The organism is Methanobrevibacter arboriphilus (assembly GCF_019669925.1).
GTDB lineage: Archaea > Methanobacteriota > Methanobacteria > Methanobacteriales > Methanobacteriaceae > Methanobinarius > Methanobinarius arboriphilus_A.
Genome location: NZ_AP019779.1, coordinates 787,225 through 805,366, shown reverse-complemented (window position 1 = coordinate 805,366; position 18,142 = coordinate 787,225). Strand labels below are relative to the sequence as shown.

Below are 18,142 nucleotides of genomic sequence, written 5' to 3'. Positions count from 1 at the left end.
GTAAAAAATTCTGAGTAATTATATAAATCAAATATATTAATCATTTCATCATATACTATGGTGTGTGAAAAATTTTAGATTTAAAAGAAAATACTATTTATTTTGTTAATGAAAAAGGTAAAAAACCAATACCTATAAATAAAATTTATTCTGTTTATGCATATTGTCAAATAACAATATCTTCTCAAGTAATCAGCCTTTTTGCTAAATCAGGAATCCCAATCCATTTTTTTAACTATTATGGTTTTTATAATGGCAGTTTTTATCCTCGAGAAACGCTTTTATCAGGAGATTTGGTTGTTAAACAGGCTGAAATATATTTAGATAGTGAAAAAAGAATTGAATTAGCTAAACTTTTTATTGAAGGGTCTGCAAAAAATATAATGAAAGTTTTAGCTTATTACAAAATAGAAAATTCAATAAATGAAACTTTGTATAGTTTAAATTCATGTAAGTTGATAACTGAAATTATGAATGTTGAAGGAAGAATCCGGGCAGAATATTATGAAAAATTTGATGAAATACTTCCAGAAGAATTTAAAATGGAAGGTAGAAGTAGACAACCTCCTAAAAACATGATTAATTCATTAATAAGTTTTGGAAATTCATTGATGTATTCAACAACATTAACCGAGATTTATAACACTCAACTAAATCCAACAATTTCTTTTCTTCATGAACCTTCTGAGAGAAGATTCTCTTTATCCCTAGATTTAAGCGAAATATTCAAACCTATTTTTGTAGATAGATTGATTTTTTATTTAGTGAATAAGAATATGATATCTGAAGAAGATTTTGATCAAGATTTAAATTGTTGTCTTTTGAATGATAAAGGAAGGGTTAAATTTGTCCAAGAGTATAATAAAAGGCTTGAAAAAACTATTAAACATCGTGATCTAAATAAAAAAGTTTCTTATCGTAGATTAATAAGATTAGAATCATATAAACTTGTTAAACATATTTTAGGAAATAAAAAATACAATCCTTTTGTAATATGGTGGTAATTTATTATACAATAAAAAGTGATATTATGTATTTAATTATTGTTTATGATATTAAAGTTGAAAGAGTTAATAAGGTTAAAAGTTTTCTCAGACAATATTTATACTGGATTCAAAATTCTGTTTTTGAAGGGGAAGCTACTAAAAGTGAATATAATCTTATTGCATCTGGATTAAATGATATAATAAATATTAATGAAGATTCAATAATTATTTATAAATTAAGATTGGAAGAAGCAATGCAAAGAGAAATATTGGGTATTGAGAAATCTCCCATTGAAGGGATTCTCTGAATTAGTCTTTTATAATTTATTATCGATTCATTCTGAATTAATTTTTATATTTTATTGATATTTCATGCTTCGTTTTTGCTGATTTTTTTAGTATTATTTTAAGATATAATTTTATTACTATAATTTTTATTAATCAAAAGAATAAATTTGATTACTTTTTCATATTTTACCAGATTATTATATCTTGAAATTTGTTTTTATCAATTTATTCATATTATTCTACTCCAACATTTAATATTTTTTAGTCGTTAAAGCATTTAAAATATTAACTCTATTCTTGATAGAAAAATATAAATGTTTCATACGAGAAATTAGAATCACTTATAGGGAATTTAGAAAAATTTTTTGCCCTATTAAAATCAGACTATATTAGGATTGAAATTATGAAACTGGAATAGTTATAAACAAAATGAATATTAAAATCAGACTATATTAGGATTGAAATTATAATAGATGGAACATACAGGATTGCTCCTGATTAAAATCAGACTATATTAGGATTGAAATATAGTAACCCGACCTGTCAATTTTACTATAAACAATAATTAAAATCAGACTATATTAGGATTGAAATACAAGATATTTAAAACAATTACATCAATCAGCAGATATTAAAATCAGACTATATTAGGATTGAAATACTTCTACTTCTCCTAACTGACTTAGTTTACTCCCATTAAAATCAGACTATATTAGGATTGAAATTTTAATGCATCTTTTACTCTATGTCCCATGTTAATAATTAAAATCAGACTATATTAGGATTGAAATTGCTCAATATCTTCAAGCTTAAAATTAGTATTTTATTAAAATCAGACTATATTAGGATTGAAATTTAATACAATTTTATAATATTATCACATATTTAAATTAAAATCAGACTATATTAGGATTGAAATGAACCAACGCAAAATGGTTTAACAGAAGATTTTCCATTAAAATCAGACTATATTAGGATTGAAATTCTTTATTATAAGCTCGATCATGGTTGTAATCTTTATTAAAATCAGACTATATTAGGATTGAAATGAATTTCCACATCTAAAACTAGAAGATAAATCAGGATTAAAATCAGACTATATTAGGATTGAAATTTATTAAGGTTATTACTAACCATATTAAAGTGTTTAATTAAAATCAGACTATATTAGGATTGAAATGCAGGTTCATTAACAAGTATTGGGAAAGTGGACTGAATTAAAATCAGACTATAGGATTGAAATCTTGAAATATGTTATTTTGTAGGAAGTATGAATTATAATTAAAATCAGACTATATTAGGATTGAAATCTAATCGTGTTGATTGTATTTTCTGTGTCAACTCCTGATTAAAATCAGACTATATTAGGATTGAAATAGCTTTAGCAAACTGAGTAGTTGCGCTTTTACTTTATTAAAATCAGACTATATTAGGATTGAAATCTAATCGTGTTGATTGTATTTTCTGTGTCAACTCCTGATTAAAATCAGACTATATTAGGATTGAAATAGCTTTAGCAAACTGAGTAGTTGCGCTTTTACTTTATTAAAATCAGACTATATTAGGATTGAAATACAATCATGTCTTTTGTTACATAGCCTTTATCAGATTAAAATCAGACTATATTAGGATTGAAATACTGAATTTAAAGTTCTTCGTGAAATATATAAATCAGATTAAAATCAGACTATATTAGGATTGAAATCTAATCGTGTTGATTGTATTTTCTGTGTCAACTCCTGATTAAAATCAGACTATATTAGGATTGAAATTGTTAAAAAAGCTACACATCAAAAACTAACTTATCAATTAAAATCAGACTATATTAGGATTGAAATGTAAAAGCTTCAGGGTTAATAACTTCTAAATCATCTAATTAAAATCAGACTATATTAGGATTGAAATAAAATTTTATATGCTTACATTTATACTGCTCTACCTTTATTAAAATCAGACTATATTAGGATTAAAATTAAGGAGGATCTGTTAGGATCATATCAATATTATATTAAAATCAGACTATATTAAGGATTGAAATACATTTAAATATTAATATAATATATTTTTATAAAAATAATTAATTTAAATAAAAACTTGAATTCAATTGAAGCTAAATTATTTTAATACTTATAATATCATCTTTAGCTAGTTTTGCATTTTAAAATTGATAATATATTATTATATTTGAGAGAAATTAGAACAATATTTTCCTTGAATTTGATTAGTATGATTTTTTAAAATAAAATGTAAAGTTTAAATAGGAATTAGAAGATCAATTTGATTAATATATCTTATATTTCAATATTTGTAAGTTCTTCAGGATGTCTTAAAAAATAAGGAGACACATTAATACTATTTATAATATCTCTTATTTTTTTTTGTGCAGGTTTCCATATTTCAGGATCTTCATCTATGGCTTTTTGAAAAAGATTATAATATTCCTCTTCACCTAATATTATTGTTATTATAATTGTACCTAAATCATTTAATAAATTTTGACCAGTTTCTGGATCAACAGCAACTAATTTTAATTTTGGAAGTGCATATTCTTTATATCTATATAATTCTCCCATAGCACCATTGGCTATTTCGTGTTTTTCAGCTTTTCTAGCATTTTTTAATATTTCAATTAATTCATCTATTTTATTATCTCTCATTATTTCATCTAATTGTATCAATGATTCTTCAATTAGATTTTTATCATCGGAAAATCTTTTAGAAATTAAATCAATAGCTTTTTCAGGAAGCATATTCATGTATATTGGAAGCAATATAAATTCTTGGGATAATATGTCATTTTCATTAAGATTATTCATTTTATAATCATGTTTGACTTTTACAATTTCTCCATAAGATATTATTTTTAATAAAATATCTTTAATTTCGTGTTCTTCTGAGATTTGTAATTTGTTAAATAAATCATCTAATTCTTCCCATTCTTTTGAATTTTTATATTCATTTATTTTTTCTTCACTAATATTACTTATATTATTAGGAATTTTAATTTCTATTGTTTCATAGTTTTCTTCATTATTCATTTTACTACCTCTTTAATATTCAATAAATTCTTTATAAATTTCTATTTTTCCAACTTATTCTTCTTAAAAAACTTACTTTTAATCTTCTTCATAATTTTATTAGTTGATTTCTTTTTTACTTTGTTTTTATCAACTATTTCACAGATAATTCCATAGCTATTTATCTCATTAACCTTACAATAGCTAATCTCTTCAATTTTATCATAAATTCTACCTGCACTCATTGTTTCTTTAATGACTGTATTAGTAGAATTAGCTACATAACCTACTTTTTCTCCAGAAAGATCTTCTATTTTAATAGCTTCATGGTCATAATCATTATCTGGCTCTTTGATTAATTTAAGATATTGTTTTCTTCAAATGGAATTATTCCATCATAAAAATAGTATCCTGTCACTGTAAATCTTAGTTTATTCATAGCTATTCTCAGTTTGTATATTGTCTTTGATTGTAATTAATTATATTTTAAAAATTTATATATTGATATATTAATAGAAAATACCTATTTAGGGAAATACCGAAATAACTAAATAATGATAATTTCATAATTATATAATAATTATACATTAATTATATTAAACAGGTGTTTATAAATGTCTAAGAAAAAAACTAGCTTTACATTAAACATAGATTTATTAAAAGATTTAAAGATGAAAGCTGTTGAACTCGGAACTAGTCAAACTAAATTGTTAGAAAAATTCATTAAACAAGGTTTAAAGAATAATAATGGAGATCATAGCTTAATTAAAGATGATGGGGGAGTTATATTAATAGAAAATATAAACCCTAATTTATTAAAAAAAATTAGTAAAATAGCTAAAAACGAAAAAATCAGTGAAGAAGAAGCTATAAATGAAATAATAAAAAAAGGAATTAATGCTAAAATAAAAAATAAAATACCTGAACATTTGATACTTAATAAAGATACTTATAATCCAGATCCTGAAAAAAGTAGAAAAATGATTGGTATAATCAAAACAGACAAACCATTTGACACAACTAAAGCAATAAGAGAAATAAGAAATATGGAGTATTGATTATGATTTTTTTAGATGCTAATTTCTTAATTAATTTATATATTGAAACAAGTAATGAGCATGAAAGAGCTAATGAAATATATAATTTAATTGAGAATGAAGAAAAGGTGATATCTAATCTTGTAATAATGGAAGTTATAACTGTTATGAACATTAAATTAAATCTAGACCTAGATTTAATATCAGAAGTTTATGAAGAATTGAATATTGCTTATAAAATTTTAAATGATGCTACTTTTTATAATAAAGGATTTAATATACTTAAAAGGGGATTTAATAGAAATAAAGAAAGAATACCTTTATTTGACTCTGTATATATAGCACTAATGAGAGATTTAGGTATTGAAAAAATAGCTACTTTTGATGATCATTTTGATAATATTGAGGGCATTGTTAAAATTTGTTGAGCTTATTTTTCTAATTATTATTATTAAATTATTATCCTTATTTTCAATTTATTTATACTTTTAAAAGATTTTATAGGTTTTAAAAGGAGAATTTCATTTTTTAATCATGTTTATATTTGTTTTTATTTTATAATTTAAAAATAGTTAATAATTATTTTATAATTTAGAATAGATGAATTCATGTTACTATTTTTTATTTTCATGTTTTTTAGAGATATATTACTTTTCATATGCTTGGTGTTTCTTTATATTATCAAAAATTTAAATTATATATTAATGATTTTTATGATAAACTTAATTATAAAAGTTTCATCGGTATAAAGAAGCAATTATATATGAAGATTGGTTCGATTTAATAGATTGATTATATTTAAATCATTAATAAAAACCAATTAAACAAGGAAAACATTTAGGATAACATGGAATCTAAACAACTTTTAAAGAATTATTTTGGTTATGATTCATTCATTTCAGGTCAGGAAGATTTGATTAATTGTATTTTATCAGGTAAAGATGTTTTAGGGATAATGCCAACTGGTTCTGGAAAATCTATTTGTTATCAATTGCCTGGGCTAATTTTTGATGGGCTTACTATTGTTTTATCTCCACTTATTTCTTTAATGAAAGATCAGGTGAATATTCTTAAGGCAAGTGGTATTGATGCTGCTTATATTAATTCTTCTTTATCTTCTAGTGAATATTATTCTGTAATAAATGATATTAACAATGGAAAGTATAAAATTATTTATATTGCTCCAGAAAGGTTGGAATCAGAGGATTTTTTAGAGATTATTGAAACAAATAAGATAAGTATGGTTGCAGTTGATGAAGCACATTGTGTTTCTCAGTGGGGGCATGATTTTAGACCTTCTTATCTTAAAATCCGTGATTTTATATCTAAACTTGAAGGAAATCCTGTTATATCTGCTTTTACAGCAACTGCTACTGAAAATGTTAAAAAGGATATTGTTAAAAAAATTGGCCTTAAAGAAGCTGAAATTGTTAATACTGGTTATGATCGGGAAAATTTGTATTTTGAAGTTCGAAAACCTAAGAAAAAATTTCAAGAACTTCTTAAAATATTGGAGTCTGAAGAGGGCAGTTCTGGTATAATTTATTGTAATACTCGAAAAGCAGTAGAAGAAGTATCTAGTAAATTGATTGACGAAGGATATAATGTAACTCGTTATCATGCAGGTTTAGCTAAAAATGAACGTAATATTAATCAAGAAAAGTTTATTTTAGATGAAAAGCCTATTATTGTAGCTACTAATGCTTTTGGAATGGGAATTGATAAATCTAATGTAAACTTTGTTATTCATTATAATATGCCAAAAAATTTAGAAAATTATTATCAAGAAGCTGGTAGGGCAGGAAGGGATGGTTCACCAGCTAAATGTATTTTACTTTATTCTCCTCAAGATGTGATGATAAATAAATTTTTAATAGAGAAAACAGCTGAATATGATTATAAAAATGATGAATTAAAAAAGAAAGTGATAAATCAAAATTTTCAATTATTAAATAAAATTCAAGAATATTGTACAACAAGAGATTGTTATAGACAATATATACTAAATTATTTTGGTGAAAATACAAATGGTTATTGTGGGAATTGTTTTAATTGTACTGGAGATTTTGATGAATTAGATGTTGAAGAGGAAACATTTCACATAATCTCAGCTATAAACTATATTAATAATCTTAATAAAAGCTTTGGAAAAGGAATAATAACTAATATTTTAAAAGGAAGCAATACTAAAAAAATAAGAGATTTAGGCTTTGATAAAAGTCCTGCTTTTAATAAATTAAATCATAAGTCTAAAGAAGAAATTGCCTTAGTTATTGATTTTTTGGTTAATAAAAAATATCTTAGAGTTTCTGGTAATAGGTATCCTGTAATTAAATTAGGAAAGAATTATGAAGATATTATTAATGGTTTAGTATCTCTAAATATGAAAATTTCAAAGGATGAATTGAATACATTTAAAGAAAAAACAAACAATGGTAAAAATAAGTCAAAAATTGTTCCTAATATTGATAAAACTAATATTGATAGAAATTTGAATAATATTGATAATAATAAGATAGATAGTAATAAGATAGATAATAATAAGATGAATAATAATAAGATAGATAAAAATAATATGGATAATAATAAAATTGATAATAATGAAATAGATAAATTTTATCATGATGATCAAAATAATGATATTTTGTTTGAAAAACTAAGAAAACTTAGATTAAAACTTGCAAGAGATAAAAATATTCCTCCTTTTATGATTTTTCATGATTCTACTTTAAAAAATATGTGTAATGAATTGCCTATTTCTAAAAGTGAATTTTTAGAGATTTCTGGTGTAGGTAAAAATAAATTAGAAAATTATGGAGATTTATTTATTAATGTGATAAAAGAGTATATTGATGAATCTGCTGGATCTCAAGGAAACACTTCTAAATCTAGAATAAATGAAGAATATAGCTTTAAAAAAATCAAATCAATTAATTCAGATAATTATGGGCTTAAAAATCAATATAACAATATTAATGTAGAATATATGGATAATGAAGTAAAAAATAAATTAGAAGAATCAAAGCATAAGGATGACACTTTTTCTCCTATAGAATTTAATAATAAAGAAAAAATCACATTTAATAATGATTCTAATAAAGATGTTAATAATATTATTGATAGTTATATTGGTACTGATAATATTAATGATGTTAATAGGGGTATTGATAATAATATTGATATTAATGAGAGTATTTATAATATTATTACTAGTACTGATAATATTGGTGATGAAAAAGATAATTTAATTGTTACTAATTCAATTATTAGTGATTCGATTGTTAGTGATTCAATTAATAATGGCTTGATGGAAAAAATTAAAAATTTTGTTTTAGAAAATGAAAGCAAAAATATTGAAAATCCTTTTAATTTAAGTTATGAAGGTCTATTAGAAAAGAAAGTAGATTTGTTAAGTTTACTAAAAGAGGGTGATAGATATTTACTCGCAATTAACCATCAGATTAAAGAAGAAGACATTAGAATAATGAAAATTTTTAATAATTTACCTAAGAAAGAAAAAGAGAAACATGGAAAGAATAAAGATACAATAGGTGCATTTAAAGAATTTAATCTTAATGTTGAAGCTAAAATAATAAAAGAAAAGCAAAAATATGTCAATTTTGTCATGGATTATATCAAAAAAGAAATAAATTTAATTGACCAAACAATTAATATAAAATTAGAATTGATAAATTCAGAAAACAAATATTAATATTTATTAAGCAATTAGATTTAAACAATTACTATGTAAACTTCTTAATATACATATTCAGCTATTTATTATTTAGCCATTTACCTAATTAGCTATTGTTTAGCTATTTACCTAATTAACTATTTATTTAGTTATTTACTTATTTAGCTATTATTATAATTATTATAATTATTTTTATTGTAAACTTGAAATTAGTATAAAAGATAAATTTATTTCTTAAAATAACATACAATTAATAAAACAATAAGTTAAAATATAGATTATAATAATTAATTTAAAAAATAGATGAATTGATGTTACTGTTTTTTATTGTATATGTTTTTATTTTAATATCTTAGGTTGAGAAGATAATTGTGGGTATCATACACATATATTAAAAACTAATACATCAACTCATTTTCTACCTATTAGAGAGTATTTAGGTAGGTAAATTATGACATATATTGAACTGTATATATATTCACATCGTTACTTTATTCTTTTTAATATATAAATCTTTCGAAATATCTTTTATAATTATTAAAAAATTAAAGATTTCTTAATTTTATAAAAATAAAAAATTTTCATAATTATAAAAAAATATATCTATTTTTAAAATATTTTAACTATTATTTTTAGTATTTAAAAAATAATTATCTAAAATGGATTTCATCTCTAAATTTTATTATTAAAACCTTCTTGAAAAATAGATGGGTTGATGATTAATTATTATATGCATATGTATTTTTAACAGTGTTTGTTTTTATATCCTAGGTTGAGAAGATAATTGTGGGTAACAGACATTTGCATTAATTAAACATCAACTCATAGTTCTACCTATTAGAGAGTATTTAGGCAGCTGAATCATGACATATATTGAACTGTATATATGTTCACATCGTTACTTTATTCCTTTTAATATATAAATCTTTCGAAATTTTTCTAAAAATTATATGATTTATAGCTAATGGCTTTTCACTGTTCATTATCTATAACTCCTAATTGTATATTTTATAGTATTTTCTATTTTTAATTAAAAAAACTAGTAATAAGAGCTTTTATATCTCCGTTTACATTATCTCCAGACCAATTTATAGTTATGGTACTATTTTTAACCTTGAAAAATGCTTTTGATGATTCATTATCACTAAATATTTCCACTTCATGTCCATTAATATCTAAAACAGTCATAACTGCTGAGTCTGAATCCATAGATTTATTTAAATCATTAGTCCAATTTGTACTGTTTATGATAATACTCAAATCTTCAGATCTATAGCTATTTCCTGTATTTACTCCATCAATTATATTTCCACTTTGGATCGTTCCTTGTTCATATTTTGGAGGAATTTTAAATGTTATTCCAGATAAATTCTTGACTTCCCAATCACTACTATCACTAGTTTGATTATTATCAAAAATTCCAAGTGCAAATGCTCCTACTAAAGCTATTATAGCTATTATAACAATTATAATTATAGCTAAATATTTATTTTTCATTTAAACACCTTTATATTATATTTATATTATCTATATTTACTATTATATTTACATTTATTATTATATTTTTAAAATTGATATTAAAATTATCAATATAAGCTAATATTAATATATTTAGTATTTAGTATCAGTATAATCTAGTAAATTAATATAATTTAATAAATTATCTGATATTAGTAAATTACATAATATTAATAAGTATATGATTGAATTAAATTAATATAATTGAGTATTTTCTTGTAAATAATCTTGATGATACTTATCTAGAATTCTAAGTGCAGATGCATTTTGTGGACTTGTAACTCCTCTTTCTTCAATGAGGTTTCTAAGAGTCTTATTTTTCATATGTTCTCTTACTTCACTTGCTACAAAATCAAGAGTCTTCTTGTTACATTCAGCTATCTGTTTTTGGTTCATTTCAGATAGTTTATAGACTTCTAAATCATAATTTTTAGTTGGAGTTGTTAATACATTTAAATAGCTATAATATTCATCTGATCCACTTAAAAATCCATCTATTCCCATATATGAAAGCAAAGGTATGAATGAACATTCTGCAAATGTAAATATGAGATAAGTGTTTGGTTTAAGGTTTTTTCTAAGTTCTACTATTAGGTTAACAAGGTCTCTTGGATGTAATAATAAATCATCTCCATTAGCTATTATGAGTCCATTGTATCCAAGCTCTTCAAGCTTTTTTCCACATTCGATTCTTAAATCAACATATTTGGAACCTTGAATAACAGCTATCTTAGAGTTGGGATTTTGATTTTTTTCATTTTCAGCTTTCTTAATAGTCCTTCTAACTCCCCATTCAGCTATTTCTCTTTCAATGTTATATGCTGTTTGTTCATCATCAGCTAATATATTTTCAATCTCTTTTTCATTGAATATTGCTGGTGTTTGGATGTCTCCAAGTCTTCCAAGTCTTCCTGGTCCATCATGACTTTTTATTTCAAATTTTTCTACCATTTGTTATCCCTTTATAATCTCTTTATGAGAATATTCTTTTTATAATAAATTATTGTTATAATGAATAATTCTTTTAATATAACAATTTATTGTTTAATAATTTTTAATATTAGTAATTTATGTATTGTTAATAATTTATGTATTATTAATATTATATAATAAAATTAATAATAAAATTATAATTTTAAAATTATAATTTTAGATTTTATTAATAAAAAGACTTATTTAATAAAATACAAAAAATAAAAACTGTTGCTTTTTGGGTTACACTTTAGAAATTTTTAGTAACCTTTATATATAGAGTTTTTCTAATTATAATTAAGGATTTAAGAAAGGTATTAAATACTTTTCAATGATTTTCCAAGGTGTGTTTTAAATGTCTGTTTTCAAACGTCTAAAGGCTCTAGTTACAGGGTCAAACGATGATGTAGTTGAGAATAATTCTGAAGATAAGGTATTGGATCGGAAAAAATCAGGTGAACCATCTGATTTGAGACCTGAACAGACAAACTCAAATACAAAAGAAGAAAAAGAAGCTTTATCTTCTACAAATGAAAATTCTCAAGATGTTTCTAAAAAAGATGATAATACTAAATCTACTGAAGCTGAAAATACTAAAATTGAAGTGGTTGAGGTAGAAACTCCAACACTAACTTCTAAAAATAAATCTAAAAATAAAACTTCTGAAACTAAAGAAAAAATTGAAAAAAAGGTTGAAGAAGTCAAAGAAGATATTAAAGAAGTTGCTGATGAAGTTAAAAATAGTATTGAAGATACTATTGAGAAAGCTGATAAAGTTAAATCTGTAGATGAAAAAGCTGATGATTCTAAAGATGAAGATACTGAAGATCATTCAGATAATGATTCTAAGAATAAAGAAGAAAAGAGAGATACTATGACTCTATTAAATGAAGAAGAAAAATTAACATTAGGAAATGTTGATCCAGAATTTACCCAAATATTTAAAGATGCTGGAATTGACTCTGTAGAAATTTGTTTCCAATGTGGAACTTGTACTGGTGGATGTCCTTCTGGAAGAAGAACTCCATACAGAGTAAGACAATTAGTACGAAAATGTCTTATGGGATTAAAAGATGAAGTAATCTCTGATGATTCCTTATGGATGTGTAGTACTTGTTATACTTGCCAAGAAAGATGTCCTCGTGAAATCAAAATTGTAGAAATAGTTAAAATGGCAAGAAATGTTGCTGCACAAAATGGATTTATGGCTCCTGCACACAAGGCTACTGGTTCTTTTGTTATAAAAACTGGTCATGGTGTACCAATTAATGATGCAACCAGAGAACTTAGAAAAAGAGTTGGACTTGATGAATTACCACCAACCACTCACTCCCACCCAGAAGCTTTAGAAGAAGTACAAAAAATCTGTGAAATTACTGGATTCGATGACTTAATTGGATTCAACAAAGCTACTGGAGAGCTTGAATAAATTTTTTACTGGAGGAATAATAATGGAAATCGCATATTTCTTAGGTTGTATTATGAACAACCGTTATCCTGGTATTGAAAAAGCAACAAGAATTTTATTTGATAAACTTGATATAGAACTCAATGATATGGCTGGAGCTTCCTGTTGTCCTGCTCCTGGTGTATTTGGTTCTTTTGATAAAAAAACATGGGCTTCTATCGCTGCTCGTAATATTACTATTGCAGAAGATATGGGCTCTGACATAATGACTGAATGTAATGGATGTTTTGGATCTTTATTTGAAACTAACCATATGCTAAAACATGATAATGATATGAAAAATGAAATTAATGAAGTTTTAGCTGAAACTGGTAGGGAATATAAAGGTTCTATTGAAGTAAAACACCTTGCTCAAATTTTATACAATGATATTGGTGTTGACAAACTTTCTGAATTAGTAACCAACCCATTAGATTTAAATGTAGCTGTCCACTATGGATGTCACTTTTTAAGACCATCTGATGAGATTCAAATTGATAATGCAGAAAAACCAACTATTTTAGATGAATTAGTTGAATCTACTGGTGCTAAATCTGTACCTTACAAAGACAAAATGATGTGTTGTGGTGCAGGTGGAGGTCTTAGATCTAGAGATTTAGATGTAACTGCAAGCTTTACTAAAGAAAAGCTTGATAATATGACTGCAGCAGGTGTAGATGCTATTGTAGATGTTTGTCCATTCTGTCACTTACAATTTGATGTAGGTCAAACTGAAGTAAACAAAATGTATAATACTGATTTTGGTATTCCTGTTTTCCACTTAGCTCAATTATTAGGTTTAGCATTTGGATTAGGTGCTGATGAATTAACTTTAGATTCTCATTTAATTGATTCTGCTCCAGCACTTGCAAAAATAGTTGCTAATTCTGATAAAATTACTGGTGGAGAATAATTAATCTGTAATTTACTATTTTAGTGGTTTTTCCACTTTTTTTATTTTTTTTATTTTTTATTTTGTTGTTATTTTTATTATATTTTATCATTTTGTTTTATTATTTTGTTTTTCAGATTTTGAGATATTTTAACTGTTATTATATAGTTTAATGTATGATTTACTCTTATTTTCAGTATCATCTTATTTTTAAGACTTTTTGTTTTTAATGTCGTCTTATTTTAATTATCACCTTATTTTTAGTTTTATAATCTATACATTATTTTGATTTATTTGATTTTTTAATAATTATTTTATACTTTACCCATAATTTTTTTATTAATAATAGATTTATTTACAAAAAAATTATAAATCAACAACAAATCAATAATTTTTTATACTAGTTAAACCAATAGATATTAAATGATTTATATATTGATTGATAGATTTTTGAAAGATTGAATGGTGATTATTAATGTTTATAGCGACATTGGGTGGAATATTTAAGTTTAAGGATATACCTGAAGAATATGGTCCTTATGTACAGTTTAAAGCTACAATTGAAAAAAGAGAAGTCAAAGATGATGATGAAATAGCTATATTGGATATTACTGGAACAGAAAGTCATCATGTTCTTTTTTTAGATTCTTATGATAATATTGAACAGATTAAAACTGAATTAGAGGATGCAGATGCCAAAGTTAATCATACTACTCTAAAGATAATAGAGGGGCATTTAAGTTAATAAAAAGAATCAATTTAATTTTTGATATTATTATTTAAATTATTAATATCATTATTAATACTATTATTAGTACTATTATTAATTTTAGTATTAATAGGATTATTTAAATTATTATTTAAATCAAACATTATTTAAATATTATTATTTAAATATTATTAATTAAATATTATTATATAAATTAATTATATCAGTATTATATAAATTATTTATATCCAAATTAATTATATTACAATTTAATGCACTGTATTTAGTATTGGGATGATTTTTAGTGTTATCTATTGAACAAAATTGGTTAATTTTAGTTGAACTTCTTACTGACCTTAAAAAAAGAGGAGTAGATATTCCTAATTCGGTTAATAAAGATATAAGTCTTCTCAAAACATCTATTAATTTCTATAAAAAAGATATGTCACATCCTGACATGATTAAAGAGTTTGATAAAGCTAATATTAGAATTACAGAAATTCAGGATAAACTTCTTGGATATGCTGAAGATGTTAATGATGATTATTATAATGAGTGGATTGATAAATTAAGAAGGGCTAATCTAGGTGAAGAAATTTACAAACAGGCAGAATCCTCTTCTAAATTTGTTGGAGGTGCTCCTCCAGGATTTTCCTCTGCAAAAATCCATCTTAAAAAACCAATAGCTGAAGATCGTACTCAAGAAATAGCTGAATATTTTAATCTCATAATAGAATTTGAGGATGATACTACTATAGCTATTTATGGTGATTCTGAAAATATAAAAAAAGCATTAAAAGAGTTCGCTCCTTTTTTTAATGAATAACTTTATTTCATGATTATATAATTAATTTTCTATTAATTTTATTTATATTATTTTTTATTATTTTTATATTATTTTCTTTATCTTCTCTATTTTTTATATTTTTTATTATTTTTATATTATTTTCTTTATCTTCTCTACTTTTTCTATTTTTTATCATTTTATATTATTTTTTCTAATATTTTCTATATTTGTTTAATCATTTAGTTTTATATTTATTTTTGTTTAATTTTCCTTATTTTTATAAAAACTATTATCTAAACATTAGATATAAAAGTTTAATAATATTAAAACATAAATTAAATATGATTATTAAGGAATTTTTTTGAGGTGCTATTTTGAATATTCTAGCTATTAGTGATGTTCATGGTAATGAAAATAATAAGCTATATTCTTATTTAAATGATAATAAAATTGATTTATTGATTGTTTCTGGAGATATAACCAATTTTGGACCTGTAGATTTTGTAGAATACTTCATTAATAAACTATCTGAGTATGGAACTGAAATTTTTGCTATTCCTGGAAATTGTGATCCTGATGGTGTAGAAAGAAAGATAATTGATTCTAATGCTGTTTGTATTCATAATACTGTAATTGAATATGAAAATTTAGTTTTATATGGTTTTGGAGGGTCTAATCCTACACCTTTTGATACTCCTGGTGAATTTGATGAAGATACTTTTTATAAATCTATTAAAGCTGTTTTAGAATCAAAAAATATTGATTCTGTAAAAGAACCAACTGATGAATTTCCACATGGAAAAATCCCAATTTTAGTTACTCATGCTCCTCCTAAGGATACAGAAGCAGATAAGATTGCTGATGGTTCTCATGTAGGAAGTGAAGCTATTAGAAGAATAATAGAAGAATATAAGCCTAGTTTAAATATATGTGGTCATATACATGAAGCAATGTCTATGGATATGTTGGGTGATACTGTAATTATTAATCCTGGAATGCTTGAAGAGGGCCATGGATGTTTAATTGAAGTGGATAAAAATAATAACATTATAGCTAATTTTGTTAAATTATAATAGGAGTATAATTGTAATAGAGGTATAAAATGGTAAATGTTCATGATTTTATAAAAGATATTCCTAGAAATATTAGCAATACTTTTGAAAATAGTACTTCTGAAGATAGTGGTATTTCTGAAGATAAAAAGATTTTTGAAGATAAAAATAAGAATATTACTAATTCTTTTGATTTAAATGGAAATGAAGATGGTATTTTGAAGAAAGATTCTTCAAAAAACTTAATTATTTTTTTAGCAGCATTAACATCTTTTATCACAGCATTTTCAACATCTGCTATAGCTGTTGCTCTTCCAGCAATAGCTAGTCAATTTTCCATAAATGCTATTCTTCAAAATTGGTTAGCTACATCTTTTTTGCTTTCTATAGCTATATTTTCGGTTCCATTTGGTAAATTAGCAGGTAAATATGGATTGAAAAAGTTTTTTATATTAGGAATATTGATTTTCTTTGTAGGGTCTGTTGGAGCATCCATTTCATTTTCTGCTTATCATTTAATATTTTTTAGAGTTATTCAAGGAATTGCAGCAGCTATGTTAAATATAGCTTCTCTTGCAATGATAACTGAAGCATTACCTCCTAAAGAAAGAGGAAAAGGGATTGGAATAACAATATCTAGTGTTTATATTGGATTAACTCTTGCACCTGTTTTAGGAGGAATATTGACTAAAAATTTAGGATGGCCTAGTATTTTTTATCTTACCTTACCTTTATTAATTATACCATTAGCTATATTAATATTTAAAGTTAAAAATGAATGGGTTACTGGTAAAAAAGATCCTTTTGATTTTATAGGCACATTTGTTTATTCTATTGGAATACTTTTATTTATGTATGGTTTCACTATATTGAATCAGCTAACTGGTGTATTTTTAACAATTTTAGGTTTGATTCTTTTAGCAGGATTTGCTTTTTGGGAATTAAGACAGAAATTTCCTGTTTTTCATGTTGAGTTTTTTAAGAATTTAAAATTTTCTTCATCTACATTAGCAGCTTTAATAAGTTATCTTGCTACTTTTATAGTAACTTATATATTGAATTATCATTTACAGTATATAAGACATATGGATCCTCAAACAACTGGTTTAATTCTGATTGTTACTCCTGCACTCATGGCATTAATTGCACCATTTTCAGGTAAACTATCTGATAAAATTGAGCCTCAAAAACTCGCATCCTTAGGTATGGTTTTTGTTACAGTAGCTATCTTTATCTTAATATTTTTAGATAAATCTATGCCTTTATATGTTATTGTAGTTTCTATGGTTTTACAAGGTATTGGTTATGGGATATTTTCCTCACCAAATACTAATTCGATTATGGGTTCAGTTCCAAGGAAGTTTGCATCTCTTGCATCTGCAACTGTTTCCACAGTAAGGGTTATTGGTCAGACAATGAGTTTAGGTATGCTTACTGTTATTTTTGCTGTGATAATGGGCTCAGTTCCGATTATTCCTAGATATTTCTCACTTCTAATATTAAGTTCTCAAATAGCTTGTGTATTTTCTACTGTTCTTTGTTTTATAGCGGTTATAGCTTCTTTAGTAGGAATGAAATCTGGTAAAAGAATGATTAGCTGATAAATTAATATTTTATATTAAATTTTATAATATTAATTTAATTATTATTACATTCACTAATTTAATAATTAATATATTTATTAATTTAATTATTAATTTAATTGTTATGTTAATACATTTTTTCATGATATTTTATTTAAAT

General features: G+C 24.1%; 15 protein-coding genes and 2 CRISPR repeat arrays. Of the genes, 11 read left to right on the top strand and 4 right to left on the bottom strand.

Annotation, left to right across the window (positions count from 1 at the left end; all coding sequences use genetic code 11):
* Positions 1–71 precede the first annotated feature (71 nt).
* Both cas1b and cas2 read left to right on the top strand, forming a co-directional pair.
* Positions 72–1,004 (top strand): type I-B CRISPR-associated endonuclease Cas1b, encoded by a 933-nt coding sequence (gene cas1b / locus MarbSA_RS03550; RefSeq protein WP_221062048.1) that lies wholly within the window; start codon positions 72–74, stop codon positions 1,002–1,004.
* A 26-nt stretch (positions 1,005–1,030) separates the two neighbouring features.
* Positions 1,031–1,294 (top strand): CRISPR-associated endonuclease Cas2, encoded by a 264-nt coding sequence (cas2, locus tag MarbSA_RS03545; RefSeq protein WP_221061863.1) that lies wholly within the window; start codon positions 1,031–1,033, stop codon positions 1,292–1,294.
* A 352-nt stretch (positions 1,295–1,646) separates the two neighbouring features.
* Positions 1,647–2,454: a CRISPR direct-repeat array (repeat unit 30 nt; unit sequence ATTAAAATCAGACTATATTAGGATTGAAAT).
* Positions 2,455–2,553: 99 nt separating this feature from the next.
* Positions 2,554–3,311: direct repeats of the CRISPR family, unit length 30 nt; unit sequence ATTAAAATCAGACTATATTAGGATTGAAAT.
* A gap of 254 nt (positions 3,312–3,565) precedes the next feature.
* On the opposite strand, the gene MarbSA_RS03540 is transcribed toward cas2, so the two are convergent.
* Both MarbSA_RS03540 and MarbSA_RS10490 read right to left on the bottom strand, forming a co-directional pair.
* The gene (locus tag MarbSA_RS03540) at positions 3,566–4,312 is read right to left on the bottom strand and encodes a hypothetical protein (RefSeq protein ID WP_221061862.1); all 747 of its coding nucleotides are present in this window, start codon (positions 4,310–4,312) and stop codon (positions 3,566–3,568) included.
* A gap of 41 nt (positions 4,313–4,353) precedes the next feature.
* Positions 4,354–4,536, bottom strand: coding sequence for a hypothetical protein (locus MarbSA_RS10490; RefSeq protein ID WP_054835216.1), 183 nt, complete (start codon positions 4,534–4,536; stop codon positions 4,354–4,356).
* A 369-nt stretch (positions 4,537–4,905) separates the two neighbouring features.
* On the opposite strand from MarbSA_RS10490, the gene MarbSA_RS03530 reads away from it, so the two are divergent.
* The 3 genes from MarbSA_RS03530 (at position 4,906) to MarbSA_RS03520 (ending at position 9,040) form a co-directional block, all read left to right on the top strand.
* A complete protein-coding gene (locus tag MarbSA_RS03530) occupies positions 4,906–5,349 on the top strand; it encodes a hypothetical protein (RefSeq protein WP_221061861.1) in 444 nt (147 codons plus the stop codon).
* A 2-nt stretch (positions 5,350–5,351) separates the two neighbouring features.
* Complete coding sequence (locus MarbSA_RS03525) at positions 5,352–5,756, top strand: type II toxin-antitoxin system VapC family toxin (RefSeq protein ID WP_221061860.1); 405 nt, start codon at positions 5,352–5,354, stop codon at positions 5,754–5,756.
* A 419-nt stretch (positions 5,757–6,175) separates the two neighbouring features.
* The gene (locus tag MarbSA_RS03520) at positions 6,176–9,040 is read left to right on the top strand and encodes a RecQ family ATP-dependent DNA helicase (protein ID WP_221061859.1); all 2,865 of its coding nucleotides are present in this window, start codon (positions 6,176–6,178) and stop codon (positions 9,038–9,040) included.
* A 1,008-nt stretch (positions 9,041–10,048) separates the two neighbouring features.
* Here the strand turns inward: MarbSA_RS03520 and MarbSA_RS03515 are convergent.
* Together MarbSA_RS03515 and MarbSA_RS03510 are read right to left on the bottom strand one after the other, a co-directional pair.
* On the bottom strand, positions 10,049–10,519 hold the full coding sequence (locus MarbSA_RS03515) for a hypothetical protein (protein ID WP_042701670.1): 471 nt from the start codon (positions 10,517–10,519) through the stop codon (positions 10,049–10,051).
* Positions 10,520–10,735: 216 nt separating this feature from the next.
* Entirely contained in the window at positions 10,736–11,491 is a 756-nt protein-coding gene (locus MarbSA_RS03510; RefSeq protein WP_221061858.1) for an archaeosine tRNA-ribosyltransferase, read from the bottom strand.
* Positions 11,492–11,867: 376 nt separating this feature from the next.
* Between MarbSA_RS03510 and hdrC the strand changes: the two genes are divergently transcribed.
* The 6 genes from hdrC (at position 11,868) to MarbSA_RS03480 (ending at position 18,000) form a co-directional block, all read left to right on the top strand.
* The gene (gene hdrC, locus MarbSA_RS10320; RefSeq protein WP_054835624.1) at positions 11,868–12,941 is read left to right on the top strand and encodes a CoB--CoM heterodisulfide reductase subunit C; all 1,074 of its coding nucleotides are present in this window, start codon (positions 11,868–11,870) and stop codon (positions 12,939–12,941) included.
* Positions 12,942–12,963: 22 nt separating this feature from the next.
* Positions 12,964–13,872 carry a CoB--CoM heterodisulfide reductase subunit B gene (gene hdrB, locus MarbSA_RS03500; protein ID WP_042704387.1) on the top strand — a complete coding sequence of 303 codons (909 nt, stop codon included), beginning with the start codon at positions 12,964–12,966 and terminating at the stop codon, positions 13,870–13,872.
* 454 nt (positions 13,873–14,326) lie between these two features.
* A complete protein-coding gene (locus MarbSA_RS03495) occupies positions 14,327–14,596 on the top strand; it encodes a DUF749 domain-containing protein (RefSeq protein WP_042701659.1) in 270 nt (89 codons plus the stop codon).
* Positions 14,597–14,864: 268 nt separating this feature from the next.
* On the top strand, positions 14,865–15,386 hold the full coding sequence (locus tag MarbSA_RS03490) for a DUF2096 domain-containing protein (RefSeq protein ID WP_221061857.1): 522 nt from the start codon (positions 14,865–14,867) through the stop codon (positions 15,384–15,386).
* A gap of 335 nt (positions 15,387–15,721) precedes the next feature.
* Positions 15,722–16,420, top strand: coding sequence for a metallophosphoesterase family protein (locus MarbSA_RS03485; RefSeq protein ID WP_042701656.1), 699 nt, complete (start codon positions 15,722–15,724; stop codon positions 16,418–16,420).
* Positions 16,421–16,449: 29 nt separating this feature from the next.
* A complete protein-coding gene (locus MarbSA_RS03480) occupies positions 16,450–18,000 on the top strand; it encodes an MFS transporter (RefSeq protein WP_221061856.1) in 1,551 nt (516 codons plus the stop codon).
* The last annotated feature ends 142 nt before the right edge of the window (positions 18,001–18,142 follow it).

Bases quoted from the DNA above. Each gene is read 5' to 3' on its own strand.
- cas2 (WP_221061863.1), top strand. From the start codon at position 1,031: ATGTATTTAATTATTGTTTATGATATTAAAGTTGAAAGAGTTAATAAG.
- MarbSA_RS03540 (WP_221061862.1), bottom strand. From the start codon at position 4,312: ATGAATAATGAAGAAAACTATGAAACAATAGAAATTAAAATTCCTAAT.
- MarbSA_RS10490 (WP_054835216.1), bottom strand. From the start codon at position 4,536: ATGAGTGCAGGTAGAATTTATGATAAAATTGAAGAGATTAGCTATTGT.
- MarbSA_RS03530 (WP_221061861.1), top strand. From the start codon at position 4,906: ATGTCTAAGAAAAAAACTAGCTTTACATTAAACATAGATTTATTAAAA.
- MarbSA_RS03525 (WP_221061860.1), top strand. From the start codon at position 5,352: ATGATTTTTTTAGATGCTAATTTCTTAATTAATTTATATATTGAAACA.
- MarbSA_RS03520 (WP_221061859.1), top strand. From the start codon at position 6,176: ATGGAATCTAAACAACTTTTAAAGAATTATTTTGGTTATGATTCATTC.
- MarbSA_RS03515 (WP_042701670.1), bottom strand. From the start codon at position 10,519: ATGAAAAATAAATATTTAGCTATAATTATAATTGTTATAATAGCTATA.
- MarbSA_RS03510 (WP_221061858.1), bottom strand. From the start codon at position 11,491: ATGGTAGAAAAATTTGAAATAAAAAGTCATGATGGACCAGGAAGACTT.
- hdrC (WP_054835624.1), top strand. From the start codon at position 11,868: ATGTCTGTTTTCAAACGTCTAAAGGCTCTAGTTACAGGGTCAAACGAT.
- hdrB (WP_042704387.1), top strand. From the start codon at position 12,964: ATGGAAATCGCATATTTCTTAGGTTGTATTATGAACAACCGTTATCCT.
- MarbSA_RS03495 (WP_042701659.1), top strand. From the start codon at position 14,327: ATGTTTATAGCGACATTGGGTGGAATATTTAAGTTTAAGGATATACCT.
- MarbSA_RS03480 (WP_221061856.1), top strand. From the start codon at position 16,450: ATGGTAAATGTTCATGATTTTATAAAAGATATTCCTAGAAATATTAGC.